Here is a 17,307-nt window from a genome sequence, read left to right on the forward strand (position 1 = left end):
AATTTTCTAAAATCAGGGAAATTATGAACTACGAATTGATGGTGATCTTTACCCCTGTGCTTTCTGAGGAAGACTACAAAGTCGCCCAAAAGAAATTCGCCGATATCATTAAAGATAATGGTGGCGAAGTTACGCACGAAAATCCCTGGGGATTAAGATCACTGGCGTACCCTATTCAGAAAAAGACTACAGGTATGTATCTTGTTCTGGAATACACTGCGCCATCCGACCTCAATGAGAAGCTGAAAATTCAGCTCAACCGCGACGAAAATGTATTACGTCACATGGTTACCGCACTTGACAAATACGCTGTTATCTACAATAACCGCAAAAGGCATGGCGCGAACACTGATTCTAAAACCGTAGAAGCTTAAAATTATGGCAGTAAAACAAGAAATTAAGTACTTAACGGCCGTAAAAACCGAGAAACGTCAGAAGAAATACTGCCGTTTTAAGAAAATGGGCATCCGGTATGTGGATTACAAAGACGGAGAATTCCTGAAGAAATTCCTGAACGACCAAGGTAAAATGTTACCTCGCCGTATCACAGGTAACTCTCTGAAATTCCAGCGCAAAGTAGCCCAGGCTATTAAAAAAGCCCGTCAACTGGCTTTGTTGCCTTACGTTACTGACCTTTTAAAGTAAACCTCAGCGAATCCTGATGTAAATCGGGGAGTAAAAGGTGCTTAAAACCGACTAACAATGCAAGTAATCTTAATACAAGACGTAGATAACCTGGGCCAGAAGAATGAACTGGCTGCCGTGAGAAACGGTTATGCCAGAAACTTTCTGATTCCGCAGAAATTTGCGGTAGAAGCCAGTCCTTCCAACATGAAGCAGCTGCAGGAACGCCTGAAGGTGCAGAAAGCTAAGGAAGAGAAAATGTTGGCTGAAATCGCCAAAGTGGTGGAAGTGCTGAAAGCAGGCCCTGTTAAAATTGGCGCTAAAACCGGTACATCCGGTAAGATATTCGGTAGCGTAACCGGCGTGCAGATTGCACGTGCTATTAAAGAGCAAAAAGGTTATGAAATCGACCGTCGCCGCATCCACATCCTGGATGATGTAAAAGAATTAGGTACATACAAAGCGAGACTGGATTTCGGTAAAGGCAATGAAGCCGAACTGGAATTTGAAGTAGTAGCTGAGTAAAACTCAAATATCTTTAGTTTAAAAGATCCCGGGCTCCATCCCGGGATTTTTTTGTTCCCCCCATGCCCACTATCTTTGTTCCGTCATATGAAAAAACACCTACTGCTCCTACTGCTGACAATATCCATCTCTGCCTGCCATCAGAAAACGGCCGGCAATACCACCATCGATTCTACAGCAATACCCAAGGCTCAACCGGCCCCTATTGCAACAGACACATTCCAGATGGGGAATAAAAACTTCCTTGTATATGATATAGATCCCGCTGAATCTCCCTTTACTGAAGAACCGCCAGTAGATTCTGATAGTGCAGAACTTACTCTCCTCCATCATGATATAAACGGGCATATAAAGCGGCTCGGTGATTCATTAATCATTACACTGGAAAATGGGCGCCATATAGTACTGGCCAGTAATATACATCCCGAACATGATGATAGCTATACGGAATATACCTATACCGGTTATCTCTCCGATATAAAACAATACGGCATATTCGCTACTTATTACGAATCAATAGATTTCTTACTGGTAGATCAATCCACGGGTGTAACTACCCATACATGGGGCGCCCCTATTATCTCTCCGGATAAAAAATACTTCCTGTGCTCTTCTTACGATCTGGAAGCCGATTTAACTGCCAATGGTTTTCAATTATACTCTTACCAGAACGGTACGATCACACCTATAGGAGAAATAGCGCTCGACAACTGGGGTCCTGGCCAGGTAAAATGGATTGATAACAATACATTCGTTGCTGAGCATATCAGTCTGGATTCTACGATGAATAAGGTGATTAAACCAGTTAAAATAGTGATGCAGTAATTAAATGGGGTAAATAAAGTAACTTCCTGATAAAGTCTTTTGTATGAAAACTATGTGGATCTCCGCCCTGATCTTATGCATTTTTGCATTTATTGCCCCTGCACAACAGAGTTTTGCACAGGCGCCAATGCAGAATATTGAGGGAAATGTCAATGCCATAGTGAGTAAACTCAATACCGCACTGACATTAACAGATGTACAAAAAACGAAGTTATCTGAAGCGATAACCGCATTTCTCAACCAGCGGTCCCTTATTCTCCCGCTGGCCGGCAGCAATCCCAAAACTTATGATACAAAGCTGAATAGCATGCATAACGGGTTTTACAGGAAGCTGAAAAGTATTTTAACTGCAGATCAGTATGCCAAATTCCAGACATTGAAACCGGCTGATAATGACACTACTAATGTATTGTCCCAATTGTATTATTAAGCCCAGGCCTTTCTTAAAAACCGCAGCCAGTTACCATACATGACATTCTCAACATCGGTATCAGTGTATCCCCTTTTCTTTAAAAGATCAGGGATCTTCTGCAGGTCTGCGATAGTCTCCAGGTCATAAGGACATTGCTCTTTCCCAAAAGCCCCATCCAGATCTGAACCAATCCCTACGTGCAAGGTATTGCCTGCTAACTGGCAGATATGATCCATGTGATTGATTACCACATCCAAAGATGCTCCCATCGCTTTCGGCTCTGATACACCCCTTACCCAATCAGGTACCATCATCCAGGCATCCATCGCGCCACCTATCACAGCCCCCCGGCCAACCAGTTCCTTTATCATATCATCAGAGAACTGACGGTTATGATTCACCAGCGCCCGGCAATTATTATGACTGGCCCATACTGGTCCGTTAAAATGTTTCAGTGCTTCCCAGAAGCTATCATCACATAAATGAGTAGCATCCAGGATAATGTTGAGGCGTTCCATTTCCTTTAACAGGGCATGACCACGCTCTCCCATAAAACCGGTAGCATCCGTACCCTGTGCATAACGGCCAGGCCCGTAATGCGCAGGCCCTACTGCCCGCAAACCATTGTTATACGCCCTTTCCAGATAGCTAACGTTCACGATAGAATCAGCACCTTCCAGGCTCAGGATATAACCAATAGGTTTGTTGGTATTAGGTGTTCCGTCATTCCATAATGCCAGGTGTTTTTCCAGAGATGCCAGGTCGGTGACAGGTGTAATCTCCCCTGCCTCTTCCATGGTCTTATACCAGGTAAGCTGTCCCTGCGTCTGCGCCCAGGCCTGCTCAGGAGAGAACCAGCCTGGTAAAGGATTATCCGGAGCTACATACCGCGCGATTTGCGTTCCTACTACCAGCCCGATGTTACCTTTGCGTAACTCAGGGAAGGATACCACACCTTTGGCCCTGTCTGGCTTATCACTCATTCCCACTTCACGCTTCCTGATATCATTTACAGGCAACCGCAGATCGCGGTTCCATTCCATTGCATTCATACTAAGATCCAGGTGCGCATCTATAGCAAACATGTTATTATTTTTAGATCATGATCTTCCTGTCTCTTGCCACAACTTTCCATTGTGCAATGCAGGTATTGTTTTCTATTACATTTGCCCGTTCGTATAAAGCAACAGTAGGGCAGATATGATAAGGTACCCCATAGAAAACGGTACCTACCTGGTATAACGATGTATCAGCCACTTTCACTACCAGATGTTCTTCACTTTGCGATACAATTTCCACACCCGGTATATTCAGAAAATGTACACGTGGCTGCGGATTTTCAGCCGCTATAGATTTATGTCCCAGATCCAGGCACAAACGTTCCTGATCTATGACAGAGATCACTCTTGTTATTATCAATGCTGCATATTCAAAACCCTGCTCAGGTATATGCTGACGATATCCCCAGTCCCAGAAGATAAACGTACCGGGACTACATTCCACACCGGAACGTGCCGCATGAAAAAGATAGGTAGGCGTTCCTCCTGCTATGATTAAAGGGGCAGGTGAGCCGCTGTCAGTAATAGCCTGGGCTAATACCTGCACAGGAGCAAATGCGGCATCAGATTTTTCCTTGCGCACAACAGCATCTTCATCATGCAGGTGGCCATCATATGCATGCAATCCCAGGGGATGGATACCGGGTAGATGCTCCAATTCCTGGTATAATGCCAGGGCTGCTTCTCCGGGAACAATGCCTGTACGGTTCATACCTACATTCAGGTCCAGGTACACCGGCATCACCAGTTCTGCTGTTGCAAAACAGGCTGCAATAGCAATAGCAGCGGTACTGTTATCTGTTAAACAGGAGAATTTAGTATCCGGATATTGTTGTACAATATCCAGGAGCCTGCTTACTTTAGGCCCTACCGGCTGGTAAGCCAGTAATACATCAGTTGCACCCGCAATACCCAGCATTTCTGCTTCGGCAATAGTGGCACATTTGAACTTATGAATTCCCTCTTCCATCAACAGCTGTGCAGCCTCTGTCATTTTACTGGTCTTTACATGAGGACGTAATCGCTTTACATCATTTACTGTCGCTTTCAGCGCCAGGATATTGTCGCGCATACGTTCTGTGTAAACCAGTAACGCCGGAGAGTCTACGGTATTGATGTTATGAACTTCGTACCAATGCATAATTGTCAGATTAATATAACTCGAACAACGCTTCTACTTCAACCGGTATATTATCAGGCAATGAACCCATACCTACTGCGCTACGCACACCGATACCATTCTCTTCTCCCCATATTTTAGCAAACAGTTCACTGCAACCATTTATTACATAAGGATGGCGGCCAAAGTCAGGCGTACAATTTACCATACCCAATACTTTGATCACTCTTTTGATCTTATCAAGACTGCCAATGTTGGCAACAATCGTAGACAACATCGTCAATCCTACCTGACGCGCAGCCAGTTTACCCTGCTCAATATCCATCTCGCTACCGATACGACCAATAATCAGGCTCTTATCATCCTGTACCGGACCATGGCCTGATAAATAAAGATATTTACCGTCTACCAGACATGGTTTATATACACCCAGTGGAGTTGGTGCAGGTGGTAATGACAATCCTAATGCTTTAAAATTTTCTGTAGCTGACATATAATTCCCTGTTTTATAGACTAAAGATATAATTATACAAATAAACTAAGTAGCAGACAACCACCCAGCCCAACCACAGATACAATTGTTTCCATCACTGTCCAGGTTTTAAATGTATCCTTTACTGATAAATTGAAATACTCCTTGAACATCCAGAAACCTCCGTCATTCACGTGGGAGAACATCAAACTTCCTGCGCCAGTTGCCAATACCATCAGGGAAGGATTGATAGAGGAACCTGCTACAATAGGCGCTATAATACCGGCAGTTGTTAACCCTGCTACCGTAGCAGAACCTACACTTACACGAATCAGCGCAGCAATACTCCACGCCAGTAACAACGGATTCATATGCATATCCCGCAAGCTGGATGCTATTACATCACTCACTTTACTGTCCAGCAGCATCTGCGTCAGTGCGCCGGAACCACCGATGATCAGGATGATCACAGATACATCCCTGATAGCTTCATCCAGTAAACCCATTACTTTTTTTACAGGCGTACCTCTGCGTAATCCCAATATGTAGATACCATTAAATACAGCCAGCAACATCACGATTACAGGATCCCCCAGCCAGGTGGCGATTTTGAAGCAGATACTATCAGGTGCTACCACCAGTTTCAGTAAAGCAGTACCTGCCAGCAAAATCACCGGCAGTAAGGCTGCCAGGATACTATTCAACATGGAAGGCAATTGCTCTTCCGGTAATGCTGCTATGTTAAAAAGCGGTGCAGGTTCCTGCGTATATTTCTTTAGAAAGCGACTGAATACCGGCCCTGCAAGTACAATGGAAGGGATGGCCACCACCATACCCAGTAATAATGTGGTACCCATATTTGCACCAAAGGTACCAACCAATGCAGTGGGAGAAGGATGCGGTGGCAGATAACCATGCGTAACGGACAAAGATGCCAGCATGGGAATACCAAGATATACAGCAGGTAGTTTTGTACGGGCAGCCACCGTAAAAATAAGCGGCACCATCAACACAAAACCAATATTATAGAACAAAGGAATGCCTACGATAAATCCCGTCAGCATCAGTGACCACTGCACATATTTACGGCCAAACACATGCATCAGTCCATTGGCAATGCGTTGTGCAGCTCCGCTCTCCGCAACCAGCTTACCAAGCATGCTACCAAACACAATAATGATCACCAGTGATCCCAGTGTTTTACCAATACCAGTCTGTACAGACTGCGTAATATCTGTAATCTTCATTCCCAGCGCCAGGCCCATGAACAGGCACACAACCAGGAAGGCGATAAACGTATTTAGCCGGAGATAAGCAACGAGGAATACCAACAACAAAATTGAAAGCAGAACAACTAATATAGCCATGTATAAGTATTAAGTGTTGGCAACTGTTTTTTTATTCATAACGTAATGCAACAATAGGATCAAGACGGGAGGCTTTAATGGCAGGATAAATACCTGAAACTAACCCCACCGCAGCACAGGTAATGATGCCAAGGAATATCCACAACCAGGGCACTATAAAACTGGTATTTAATAATACAGACACAAGATTTCCTACCAGCATTCCCAGGAATACACCCAGCGTTCCTCCTAACGTACTGATAATAATAGCCTCATATACAAACTGCCGGCGAATAGTAAAGCGGGTAGCTCCCAGCGCTTTATTAACTCCAATTTCACGTGTACGTTCGGCTACAGAAACCAACATGATATTCATCAATCCGATAGCTGAACCCAACAGGGTAATAACCCCAATCGCACCGGCCGCAAATGTCACTTTGCTCAAGCTACTGAACAGCATTTCTGCAATACTGTCACTTTTACTGATATAGAAATTATCGGCTTCATTCAGATGCAGGTGACGGACGATCCTCAGCAGACCAGTCGCCTCGCCCACAGCAGCATCCATCCTGGTAACATCTTTCACAGAAACACCTATGTTGTAAGACATATTCGGCCTGTTAAAGATCCTGCGTGTATTATTCACCGTAGTAATCACCACATTATCTGCACTCATAAATCCACCGCTTCCCTTAACTGCCAGCAAGCCTACTACACGATAACGCACATTCCCTACCCGTATACTACTGTTGATAATATTTTTCCGGTTATTGCCAAACAGCTTTTTAGCCACATCATCCCCTATGATGACCACATTACGTCCCGACTGTACATCCAGATCATTCAGATTACGTCCTTCCTTCAGTCCGTAACTGGACAATTCCAGGTAATTCTCATCCCCTCCTATCATACGTACATTGGGATTCGTCTTTTTCTCTCCCCTGTATACGGTAGCCGAAGTGGTAGCCACTGTGGAAAGGCTTACCGCTGCCGGGAAAGTATACCGCTCTTTAAAGTCCCTGGCTTCTACATAGGTAATAGGAATATTACTGTTGGAGGTCTTCACTTTTACTTTCTTATTCCCTTTGGTGGCCCCCTCATCTCCACCCATACGGATCCTTAAAGCCCTGCTTTGTATGGAAAAGCTGTTAGCTCCCATATTGGCAAAGCTGCTGTAAATACTGCCTTTCATACTGTCAATAGCAGTTAATATGCCCACCAGGGCCATAATACCAAAAGCTATAATAGCAATGGTAAGCCCTGCGCGCAAACGGTTTGCACTAACAGAGCGGTATGCGAGGGAAAAGATGTCTCGGGATTGCATGATTTAAAGTTAATAAAAAGTTTTTTTCCGCTACTTTTATTACATAAAAGGCCCAACAACCATAAAGGAGATTGCAAAAAGGCTCAATCTGGCTAAATCTACAGTCTCAAGAGCGCTGCACGACCACCCAAGCATTGGGCTGAGAACCCGCATGCAGGTACAGGCGCTGGCCAAAGAACTGCATTACGAGCCTAACCAGACCGCTATCTTCTTCCAGCAGAAAAAGACCTTCACCATTGGTATTGTATTGCCAGAGCTGTCAGAAGCATTCTTTTCTGCTGCCATCAGCGGCATAGAGGATACAGCAAACAAACACAATTACATGGTCCTCCTGGGGCAATCCCATGATGATGAATCCCGGGAAAAGAAGATAGTGGAAATCATGAAAAATCACCGGGTAGACGGGCTCCTGGTATCGATCACCAAGAATACGGCGGATTATTCCCACTTTGAGATGTTGAAGCATTATGATATCCCGGTAGTATTCTTCGACCGTATCCCCAATCTTACTGATATCCATTACGTTGCCTGTAATATGCAGTCAGGCACACTACAGGCGGTCTCTTTATTACTTGAACAGGGACACCGGGTAATAGGAATGATCAACGGTCCGGAAAAGCTGATTGCCAGTCAGCAGCGCACCAGTGGTTACCAACAGGCCCTGCAAAAACGCCGGTTAAAATTCGACGCCAGCCTGGTCGTATCCTCAGATCTCACCAAAGAAGGTACCCGTGTTGCCATGCAGCAATTGCTGGCGCATAAAAGAAAGGTTACAGCCGTTGTTGCCTTCAATGACTATGTATCCCAGGATGCCGTGCAATATGCACTGGAACAACACCTGGAGATCAACAAAGATATCACCTTTGTCAGCTACGCCAACCTTCCCCTCAGTAGTTACATGGCTTACCCTCCCATCGCCTCTGTGGAACAATATCCCTATCAGCAGGGGCAGAAAGCCACAGAAATATTACTGGAATTACTGGCAGCACCAGACAAAACAGATACTTTCCACAAGATTACCCTCGACTCCCGCCTAGTCCTCGCACCAGGCAGATAAAATTTACGCAACCGTTTGTGTTTACTTTCTATCAATCTTCTTCATAAGTTTGAGATATCAGTAATCATTTCAACCAAAAACATGCAGGCTACGATACTAGCAGCTTACGGATTAGTGGAAGATGAATGTGATATTCAGCCTTTCGGAAGTGGCCTTATCAATACCACGTGGAAAGTAACGTGCGAAGACCGCTCTTATATCTTACAACGTATCAATCATCAGGTATTTAAAAAACCTGCACTCATAGCACAGAATATTCAAAATATAGGAAGACACTTTAGTCTTCATCATCCTGACTATTTCTTTGTAGAGCCAGTACAAACGCTGGACAACAAAGGGTTGGTAATTACGGAAAATGGCGAGTATTTCCGCTTACAGCCCTTTGTTTCAGACTCTGTGAGTTATGATGTGGTGATGAGTGAGGATCTGGCTTTTGAAGCTGCCCGGCAGTTTGGGAAATTCACCCGCCTGTTATCAGAAATAGATATTAATACGATACAGGTGACTTTACCGGATTTCCATAACCTTACCCTGCGGTATGAACAGTTTGAACAGGCCGTAAAAAATGGTAATCCTGAGAGGATAAAAGAATCCACAGCTCTGATCCAGGCCATACGCCGGTATCAGTTCATCACGGCTACTTTTGAAACGCTCAAGCAGCATCCCGGTTTTAAAACACGGGTAATGCATCATGATACCAAGATAAATAACGTACTGTTTGATAAAGGTAGTAATGGTCTTTGCGTGATTGATCTGGACACTGTGATGCCCGGTTATTTCATCAGTGATTTTGGAGATATGATGCGTACGTATCTGTCGCCGGCTAATGAAGAAGAAGCAGATTTCAGTAAGATAGAAGCAAGAGAAACATATTTCAAAGCAATAGTAGACGGATACCTGGGAGAGCTGAAAGAAGAGTTAAGTCATGAAGAGATCAGACATATGATTTATGCAGGCCAGTTCATGGTATACATGCAGTGTATCCGCTTCTTAACAGATTACCTGAATAATGATGCCTATTACGGCGCAAAATACGAAAAACATAACCTGGTAAGAGCAGGAAATCAGCTCACGTTATTGGATAGAATCACAGAAAAAGAAGCAGAATTTTTTCAAGCGGTCGCCATGCACGGCAGCTCTGTTGCATGATAATCTTACAGCGACCGTGTCGTTTGAAAAGCAGCAGCACCACCAAAGAACAAAACCGGCCATGTGGCCGGTTTTGTCGTTTTATAACAATCAGATTATAATCAGATAAACTGTAATAATAATCCAGGGAATACACCCAGGATAATCACGATGGCAGCAGTCAGCACCAGCATGAATTTAAATCCACCGGTAATCTCTGATGTCTGCGGTTCACCCTGTTTAAAGAACATAGCAATGATCACCCTGAAATAATAGTATACACTGATAGCAGCACAAAGCACCGCAACAATCACCAGCCAAAGCAGGTTACCCTGTTGTACGGCTGCTGTCAGTACAAAGTATTTGGCAAAGAACCCTGCAGTAAGCGGGATACCTGCCAGTGAAAACAGGAATATAGTAGTGGTAACAGCCAGCAGCGGTTGTGTACGCGCCAGGCCATTGAAACCATCAAAAGTGTAATCTTTTAATTTGATCAGTACTGCAAACACACCAATCGTAGCTACGCTGTAAGCAGCAGCATACAGAATGATACCTTTTGTAGCCATGTCATTCAGTGCAATAACAGACAGCAGCATAAAACCTGCCTGTGCGATACTGGAATAAGCCAGCATACGTTTTACACTCTGCTGGAACACAGCGGTGAAGTTACCAATGATCAGTGTTACAGCTGTGATAATAGACAACAGTAACTGCCAGTGTGCGCTGAGGGCCCCGCCTGCAAATGCGATATGGAAGATGCGGATAAAAGCGATGAAACCACCTGCTTTTACTACAGTTGCCATAAAGGATGTGAATACGGAAGGAGAACCATCATATACATCCGGTGTCCAGAAATGGAATGGAGCAGCCGATACTTTGAAGGATAATGCAAAAGCCAGCAGAATGATACCACAAAGTGCCAGTGGGCTTACTTCTCCTTCTCCCAATCCAAGTTCGCTGATATTAAATGTACCTGTAGCACCATAGATGAGTGTAATACCCATCAGCAGGATACCGGTAGAGAAAGAACCCATCAGGAAGTACTTCAGGGAAGCCTCATTACTTTTCGGATTCTTCTTATTGCTGCCCGCCAGTATATACTGCGGAATAGACATGATCTCTATTGCCAGGAAAAGCATTAATAAACTGCTGAAAGAAGCCGCCAGTGTAATACCGGAAAGGATAAAAAAGATCAGCGCAAAATAGTCGGAAACATGTTCTCCCACTTTTTCAAACGCGCTACCAGATAACATGAAGTACAACAAAGTAGCACCAAATGCTACAGCGTTAAACAATATGCTGAAGTTACTGATAGTGATCATACCATATACGGTGCGGCTGCCTGCTGCAATGGTAGATAATTCTGCCAGGTTAGCGCCGAACGTAATGAGCAACGCGGCTATGGCAATAAACTTAATGTGCTGCTTATTGCGAACAAATAAACCCGCAAACATCATTACAACACCCGATAAAGCAGTAAATATTAATGCATTCATATTCCTGTGTTACGAAAACAACTTTTTAATAAACCTTATTAACCAATTCCGTAGTGCTGCTTACCAGATCCAGCATAGGTTTGGGATACACTCCCAATGCAATGATGAGTACTACTATTACACTTAATACCAGTACTTCATTTCCCTTCAGATCTGTAGTAGTTTCTGTAAGCTGATTGCTCTGCCCGAAAATTACTTTCTGCACCATGTTGAGCGTATATACTGCTGCCAGGATAATACCGAGTCCGGCTACAGCCATAAACCAGGGATTAAACTGGAATAAGCCACTGAACATCAGGAACTCCCCAATAAAACCATTGGTAAGTGGTAAACCGATATTTGCAAGACTGATGATTACTAAGAAGATAGCCATACGGGGAGCATATTGTGCAATACCACCCAGATCGTTCAGGTTCTTTACCTTCAGACGGTCCTGGATGATTTCAACAATGATCCACAACCCGATAATGTTGATACCGTGATTGAATAACTGGATCAGCACACCCTGTAAACTCTGTTCGTTATTGGCAAAAATAGCCGCACTCATTAAACCGATATGCGCAATAGAAGAATAAGCGATCAGGCGTTTGAAATCAGATTGAACGATAGCAATACAGGATGCATACACAATACCGATGATAGACAGTACGATCGCAGCATCTGACCACATATCAGCGCCTTTCGGCAATACCGGCAACAGCCAGCGCATCACACCAAACAATCCCATCTTCACCATGATACCGGAAAGTACCATTGTAACAGGAGTGGGTGATTGTTCGTATGTATCCGGCTGCCAGGTATGGAATGGGAATATCGGCATCTTGATCGCAAAAGCGGCAAAGAATAACCAGAATAACCACGACTGTGTATGTGCATCAATATTACCGGCTGTGAAGCTGGCGTAACTGAAAGATTTATCCGGTGATTGCAGGTAGATGTAAATAATACCTACCAGCATCAGCAGGGAACCTGTAAAGGTATATACAAAGAACTTGAATGTAACAGGAATACGTTTTTCGCCGCCCCAGAGAGAGCAGAGGAAATATACCGGGATCAGTGCCAGTTCCCAGAAAACGTAGAACAGCATAGCATCATAAGCGGTAAATACACCTGTAAGACCCGCCTGCGAAAGCAGCATCAGGCCATAAAAGCTATTGGAACGCTCGTAATTCCGGCCATAAATAACAACAAAAATCAACAGGAAAGAGATGGCTGTGAGTAAACAAAGCATCATGCCCATCCCATCCAGACCTACACTAAACCGGGCTCCCAGCTGAGGTATCCAGCTGGCAGAAAACTGTACGCTTTCCGGAGCTGTCCGATACTGGAATAAGGCGCCAACTGTTACTGCCAGCGAAGCCACAGATGCTATCAGCGCCAGCGTTTTAGGCCCCGACCCCTTCAGACCAAACGTGACCAGGCCCGCAACCAGAGGAATTAATATGAGTAATACTGTCAACATAATTTATCTTACGCTTAGATCCTTTTATTTCAATAAAAACCCGATCACAAATAATACAACCATCCCTATCACCATGGCAAAGATGTAGAAACCAACCTGTCCGCTCTGTAATAAACGTACCTGCTGGCTGCCCCAATATACACTGCGGCCTACGCCATTTATCAACCGGTCTATTCCTGATTTTTCAATCGCCTCTTCAAAGAAACGGCTCAGTCCCATCAGGGGTTTTACAATGATAGCATCGTATATCTCATCCACATACCATTTGTTTTCCAGCACTTTGGCAAAACCGGTACGTTGTACTCCGGTATCTTCATAGTTACGGAACCAGCTACGGGCGAGGAAGATGGTAATGATTACCAGTACGGAACTTAATCCCATCAGTAACCATTCAGTATTATGTTCCAGATGATGCACTTCTGCAAATGGTGCAGAAGGTGCAAATACAGGAGCTAAGTATTCTGCCAGTAAATTCTTTGCACCAAATACTTCCGGTAATCCAACATATCCGGCGAATACGGCCAGAATAGCCAGTACGATCAGCGGGAAAGTTATTGCACCCGGACTTTCATGCAGGTGATGTTCCTGTTCATGCGTTCCACGGAATTTACCCTGGAAGGTCATGTAGTATAAACGGAACATATAAAAAGCAGTCATCAGCGCGGTGAGTAAACCAACCACATACATGATCTTATTTACTTCAAAAGTGCTGGACAAAATTTCATCTTTGGAGAAGAATCCTGATAAACCCGGTACACCAGCAATCGCTAAGCAACCGATCAGGAAAGTAATGTTAGTGACAGGCATGTATTTTTTCAGACCACCCATCTTGCGGATATCCTGTTCTCCACCCATTGCATGGATCACAGAACCGGAACCCAGGAACAATAATGCTTTGAAGAATGCATGCGTCATTACGTGAAACACAGCGGTAGTGTAAGCCCCTACACCCAGCGCCAGGAACATATATCCCAGCTGACTTACTGTAGAATAAGCCAGTACTTTCTTGATATCATCCTGTTTTAAGGCAATAGAAGCGGCAAGTACTGCTGTAACCAGACCAATCACTGCAACAACAGTTTGTATGCATGGAGCCAGTGTATAAAGGATGTTACTACGGGCAATCATATAGATACCGGCTGTTACCATCGTAGCAGCATGAATCAGCGCAGATACAGGTGTTGGACCCGCCATCGCATCCGGCAACCAGGTATATAAAGGCAGCTGTGCAGATTTACCCATCGCACCTACAAAGAGCAGGATAGCGATAACAGGAATCACAGCGCTATGTGCACCCAGGGCTGCTGCCTTTTCAAATACTTCAGGGAAAGTAACACTACCAAAGTTTACGATCATCATAAAAATACCCAGCAGGAAACCGAGGTCACCGATACGGTTCATGATGAATGCTTTCTTGGCAGCATTGTTATAATTAGTGTTTTTATACCAGAAGCCGATCAGCAGGTAAGAACAAAGTCCTACGCCTTCCCAGCCAATGAACATCATTACATAGTTAGCACCGAGTACTAATATAAGCATGGAGAAGATGAACAGGTTGAGATATGCAAAGTAACGTGCAAACCCTTCGCTGGTTTCATCATGCATGTATGAAGTAGAGTAAATATGGATCAGCGTACCAACGCCGGTAATAATCAGGAGGAACAAAGCGCTCAGCTGGTCTACCTGGAATGCAAAAGGTATATGCAGACTGCCTGCTGAAATAAAATCGAACAGATTCACCACCTGGGCCTGGAATCCCGGCTGCTTTACTTCAAGGAAGATAAGCAGACTTATAACAAAGGCCGCCAGTACAGCCCCGCTTCCTACAATACCCGACAGAGATTTGGAGAGGTATCTTCTTCCCAATCCATTCACCAGGAAACCTAATAATGGTAAAAATGGTACCAGCCAAACGAGATTAATCATTTATACAATCTGATTTACGACGATTACAAGTTACAGTTACAATTAGCGATGCACAATGCTGCTAATTCTTCAGTCTGTTCATTATATTAATATCCACTGAATGGGAATTCCTGTACACCATCACAATGATGGCCAGTCCTACCGCCACTTCCGCAGCAGCTACCACCATGATAAAGAATACAAAGATCTGCGCGGAACCAGCATCCACACGACCGGCATCTGCCCACATTTTAGAGAAGGCAACCATCAGCAGGTTCACGGCATTCAGCATCAGCTCCACACACATGAATATAATGATGGCATTCCTGCGCATCAACACACCCATAACACCTATACAGAACAGTGCAATGCTTAAGAAAATGTAATATTGAACAGGCATCTTATTTTGATTGTAAATTTCTGATGATAGAATTAGTTCTCTTTCTTTCCGATTACGACTGCACCTACCATGGCACTCAGGAACAGGATGCTACTCACTTCAAAAGGAACAACATACTGATTGAATAATGTTTTACCAAGATTGGATATCAGTCCTATATCATTGGAACCTGGTAACAAAGCAGGCATACTTGCCTCACGAAGAGCAGCCAGTAACACTACCAGAAAAGCACCACCGCTGATAGCGCCGGCATACTTCAGCCAGTTACGTTTCTGAGGTTCTATCTCAGCATTCAGGTTCATCAGCATGATCACAAAGAGGAACAATACCATGATAGCTCCTGCGTATACAATAATATGCACCACTGCCAGGAACTGTGCATTCAGCATGATGTAATGCCCGGCGATGGTAAAGAAGGTTACTATAAGACAAAGAACGCTGGTTACGGGATTCTTGCTAAGTACTACCCCCAGGGCAGATACAAGCGAGATAACTGAAAGGACCCCGAAAATTATTTGTTGTAAACTCATTCCCATTGCTATAATTGACTAGTAAGTTTTACTTTTTATGCTTTCTTCTTTTCACCAGGCATAGGGATCAGCAGATCCTCTTTACCATAGATAAAGCTCTCACGCTTGTAGTTAGAAGGTGCAAATGTTTCTGTAAGATAAATAGCGTCTTTAGGACAAGCCTCTTCACAAAAGCCACAGAAAATGCAACGCAGCATATTGATTTCATAACGGGCTGCATATTTCTCTTCACGATACAGGTGTTCTTCTCCTGGTTTCCTTTCAGCACCTTCCATTGTAATAGCCTCTGCAGGGCAGGATACGGCACACAAACCGCAGGCAGTACAATTTTCACGTCCTTCCTCATCCCGGTTTAATACGTGCAGACCACGGAATACCGGGCTGAATTCACGTTTTTGTTCCGGGTAGCTCACTACTTCTTTCTTCTGGAAGATATGTTTGAAAGTGATGGCCATCCCTTTAGCAATAGCCGGCAGATACATTCTCTCCACGAAAGTCATCGGCCTGCGGTCTACTGGTTTTGCCCTGTTAGTTAATGCTTGCATATAATGCGGTTATTTAAAAGTCTTTAATCAATGTCCCTGTTTCCATAAAATAGCAGCTCCTGTGAGCAGCATATTTGCCAGTGCCAGGGGAATCATCATGTTCCATCCCAAACGCATCAGCTGATCATAACGGAACCTTGGAATGGTCCAGCGTACCCACATGAAGAAGAAAATGAAACAAATGGTTTTACCGAATAATACTACGGTACCGAGTATTGTGAGCAGGTTGTGATCCAGTCCAAGGCTATCCATATACGGGAAGGAATAACCACCGAAGTATAAACTGGCCATTACTGCAGAACTGATGAACATGTTGATGTATTCAGCAAACAGGTAGAAGCCCAGCTTCATGGAAGAATATTCCAGGTGATAACCACCATTCAATTCATTCTCTGCCTCTGGTAAGTCAAACGGTGAACGGTTACATTCTGCAAAAGAACATATCAGGAATAAGATAAAGCCAAGTGGCTGATAAACAACGTTCCAGAAACCATGGCGTTGCTGTTCTACAATCTCTTTCACACTCAGGGTACCAGTCAGCATTACCAGGGCAATCAACGACAGCCCCATTGCCAGTTCATAGGAAATGATCTGGGAAGCAGCACGTACTGATGCCAGCAGGGAATATTTATTATTGGAAGCCCATCCACCCAGCATGATACCATATACACCAAGGCTCACTACGCCAAAAATGTATAACATACCAATGTTGATGTCTGCTATCTGCAATGAAACAGTATGCCCTGCAATGATAAGGGTATCACCCCATGGAATCACAGCGCTGGTCATACACGCCACCATCATAGCAAGGGAAGGCCCTAATATAAACAGGAAGCGGTTAGAGGTTCCGGGAATAATCTCTTCTTTAAAGAACAGTTTACCACCATCTGCCAGTGGTTGTAATAAACCTATCCATCCGGCCCTGTTGGGACCCAGACGGTCCTGCATAATAGCAGCTACCTTTCTTTCACCCCAGGTAGAATACATGGCTACTACCAGTGAGATTACCAGCACTCCTGATATCAGGAGGATCTTTTCAAGAATAAGCACCCAGTCTATTGTCATCGTTTAAATATTG

The 17,307-nt window shown here is 44.2% G+C and carries 19 protein-coding genes; 7 read left to right on the forward strand and 12 right to left on the reverse strand.

The features are described from left to right. The first annotated feature begins 23 nt into the window (after window positions 1-23). The 5 genes from rpsF (at window position 24) to BMW86_RS05160 (ending at window position 2,404) form a co-directional block, all read left to right on the forward strand. Window positions 24-374 carry a 30S ribosomal protein S6 gene (gene rpsF, locus BMW86_RS05140; protein ID WP_157297941.1) on the forward strand — a complete coding sequence of 117 codons (351 nt, stop codon included), beginning with the start codon at window positions 24-26 and terminating at the stop codon, window positions 372-374. 4 nt (window positions 375-378) lie between these two features. After that, entirely contained in the window at window positions 379-645 is a 267-nt protein-coding gene (gene rpsR / locus BMW86_RS05145) for a 30S ribosomal protein S18 (protein WP_089779598.1), read from the forward strand. A gap of 57 nt (window positions 646-702) precedes the next feature. Then, window positions 703-1,149, forward strand: coding sequence for a 50S ribosomal protein L9 (gene rplI / locus BMW86_RS05150; protein ID WP_089779600.1), 447 nt, complete (start codon window positions 703-705; stop codon window positions 1,147-1,149). A gap of 87 nt (window positions 1,150-1,236) precedes the next feature. Beyond that, entirely contained in the window at window positions 1,237-1,974 is a 738-nt protein-coding gene (locus tag BMW86_RS05155) for a hypothetical protein (RefSeq protein ID WP_089779602.1), read from the forward strand. Window positions 1,975-2,017: 43 nt separating this feature from the next. After that, a complete protein-coding gene (locus tag BMW86_RS05160; RefSeq protein ID WP_143056487.1) occupies window positions 2,018-2,404 on the forward strand; it encodes a hypothetical protein in 387 nt (128 codons plus the stop codon). On the opposite strand, the gene BMW86_RS05165 is transcribed toward BMW86_RS05160, so the two are convergent. Genes BMW86_RS05165 through BMW86_RS05185 form a run of 5 tightly spaced genes read right to left on the reverse strand, consistent with a single transcriptional unit; the run spans window position 2,401 to window position 7,706 of the window. Continuing rightward, on the reverse strand, window positions 2,401-3,471 hold the full coding sequence (locus BMW86_RS05165; protein ID WP_089779606.1) for a dipeptidase: 1,071 nt from the start codon (window positions 3,469-3,471) through the stop codon (window positions 2,401-2,403). The genes BMW86_RS05160 and BMW86_RS05165 overlap by 4 nt on opposite strands. Window positions 3,472-3,481: 10 nt before the next feature. Further along, window positions 3,482-4,585 carry a D-TA family PLP-dependent enzyme gene (locus BMW86_RS05170; protein WP_089779609.1) on the reverse strand — a complete coding sequence of 368 codons (1,104 nt, stop codon included), beginning with the start codon at window positions 4,583-4,585 and terminating at the stop codon, window positions 3,482-3,484. Window positions 4,586-4,595: 10 nt separating this feature from the next. Next, window positions 4,596-5,057, reverse strand: coding sequence for a RidA family protein (locus BMW86_RS05175; RefSeq protein ID WP_089779611.1), 462 nt, complete (start codon window positions 5,055-5,057; stop codon window positions 4,596-4,598). Between the two features lie 32 nt (window positions 5,058-5,089). Next, on the reverse strand, window positions 5,090-6,403 hold the full coding sequence (locus tag BMW86_RS05180) for a gluconate:H+ symporter (RefSeq protein WP_089779613.1): 1,314 nt from the start codon (window positions 6,401-6,403) through the stop codon (window positions 5,090-5,092). Window positions 6,404-6,434: 31 nt separating this feature from the next. Beyond that, the gene (locus tag BMW86_RS05185) at window positions 6,435-7,706 is read right to left on the reverse strand and encodes an ABC transporter permease (protein ID WP_089779614.1); all 1,272 of its coding nucleotides are present in this window, start codon (window positions 7,704-7,706) and stop codon (window positions 6,435-6,437) included. 88 nt (window positions 7,707-7,794) lie between these two features. Between BMW86_RS05185 and BMW86_RS05190 the strand changes: the two genes are divergently transcribed. Together BMW86_RS05190 and BMW86_RS05195 are read left to right on the forward strand one after the other, a co-directional pair. Continuing rightward, window positions 7,795-8,763: a LacI family DNA-binding transcriptional regulator gene (locus BMW86_RS05190; RefSeq protein WP_410492554.1), complete on the forward strand. Its 969-nt coding sequence runs from the start codon at window positions 7,795-7,797 to the stop codon at window positions 8,761-8,763. A gap of 81 nt (window positions 8,764-8,844) precedes the next feature. Then, window positions 8,845-9,912 (forward strand): phosphotransferase enzyme family protein, encoded by a 1,068-nt coding sequence (locus BMW86_RS05195; RefSeq protein ID WP_089779618.1) that lies wholly within the window; start codon window positions 8,845-8,847, stop codon window positions 9,910-9,912. Window positions 9,913-10,013: 101 nt separating this feature from the next. Here BMW86_RS05195 and BMW86_RS05200 read toward each other — a convergent pair whose 3' ends face one another. The 7 genes from BMW86_RS05200 to nuoH all read right to left on the reverse strand — a co-directional run bounded on the left by BMW86_RS05200 (window position 10,014) and on the right by nuoH (window position 17,294). Next, on the reverse strand, window positions 10,014-11,387 hold the full coding sequence (locus tag BMW86_RS05200; protein WP_089779620.1) for an NADH-quinone oxidoreductase subunit N: 1,374 nt from the start codon (window positions 11,385-11,387) through the stop codon (window positions 10,014-10,016). A gap of 25 nt (window positions 11,388-11,412) precedes the next feature. Beyond that, entirely contained in the window at window positions 11,413-12,849 is a 1,437-nt protein-coding gene (locus BMW86_RS05205; protein ID WP_089779622.1) for a complex I subunit 4 family protein, read from the reverse strand. Between the two features lie 24 nt (window positions 12,850-12,873). Then, the gene (nuoL, locus tag BMW86_RS05210; RefSeq protein WP_089779624.1) at window positions 12,874-14,775 is read right to left on the reverse strand and encodes an NADH-quinone oxidoreductase subunit L; all 1,902 of its coding nucleotides are present in this window, start codon (window positions 14,773-14,775) and stop codon (window positions 12,874-12,876) included. 61 nt (window positions 14,776-14,836) lie between these two features. Further along, a complete protein-coding gene (gene nuoK, locus BMW86_RS05215) occupies window positions 14,837-15,154 on the reverse strand; it encodes an NADH-quinone oxidoreductase subunit NuoK (RefSeq protein ID WP_089779627.1) in 318 nt (105 codons plus the stop codon). 32 nt (window positions 15,155-15,186) lie between these two features. Continuing rightward, the gene (locus tag BMW86_RS05220; protein ID WP_089779629.1) at window positions 15,187-15,684 is read right to left on the reverse strand and encodes an NADH-quinone oxidoreductase subunit J family protein; all 498 of its coding nucleotides are present in this window, start codon (window positions 15,682-15,684) and stop codon (window positions 15,187-15,189) included. Window positions 15,685-15,719: 35 nt separating this feature from the next. Next, window positions 15,720-16,229: an NADH-quinone oxidoreductase subunit NuoI gene (gene nuoI, locus BMW86_RS05225; RefSeq protein ID WP_089779631.1), complete on the reverse strand. Its 510-nt coding sequence runs from the start codon at window positions 16,227-16,229 to the stop codon at window positions 15,720-15,722. Window positions 16,230-16,256: 27 nt separating this feature from the next. Further along, the gene (nuoH, locus tag BMW86_RS05230; RefSeq protein ID WP_177189156.1) at window positions 16,257-17,294 is read right to left on the reverse strand and encodes an NADH-quinone oxidoreductase subunit NuoH; all 1,038 of its coding nucleotides are present in this window, start codon (window positions 17,292-17,294) and stop codon (window positions 16,257-16,259) included. Window positions 17,295-17,307: the final 13 nt, after the last annotated feature.

It is taken from the genome of Chitinophaga sp. YR573 (assembly GCF_900110995.1).
Classification (GTDB): Bacteria; Bacteroidota; Bacteroidia; order Chitinophagales; family Chitinophagaceae; genus Chitinophaga.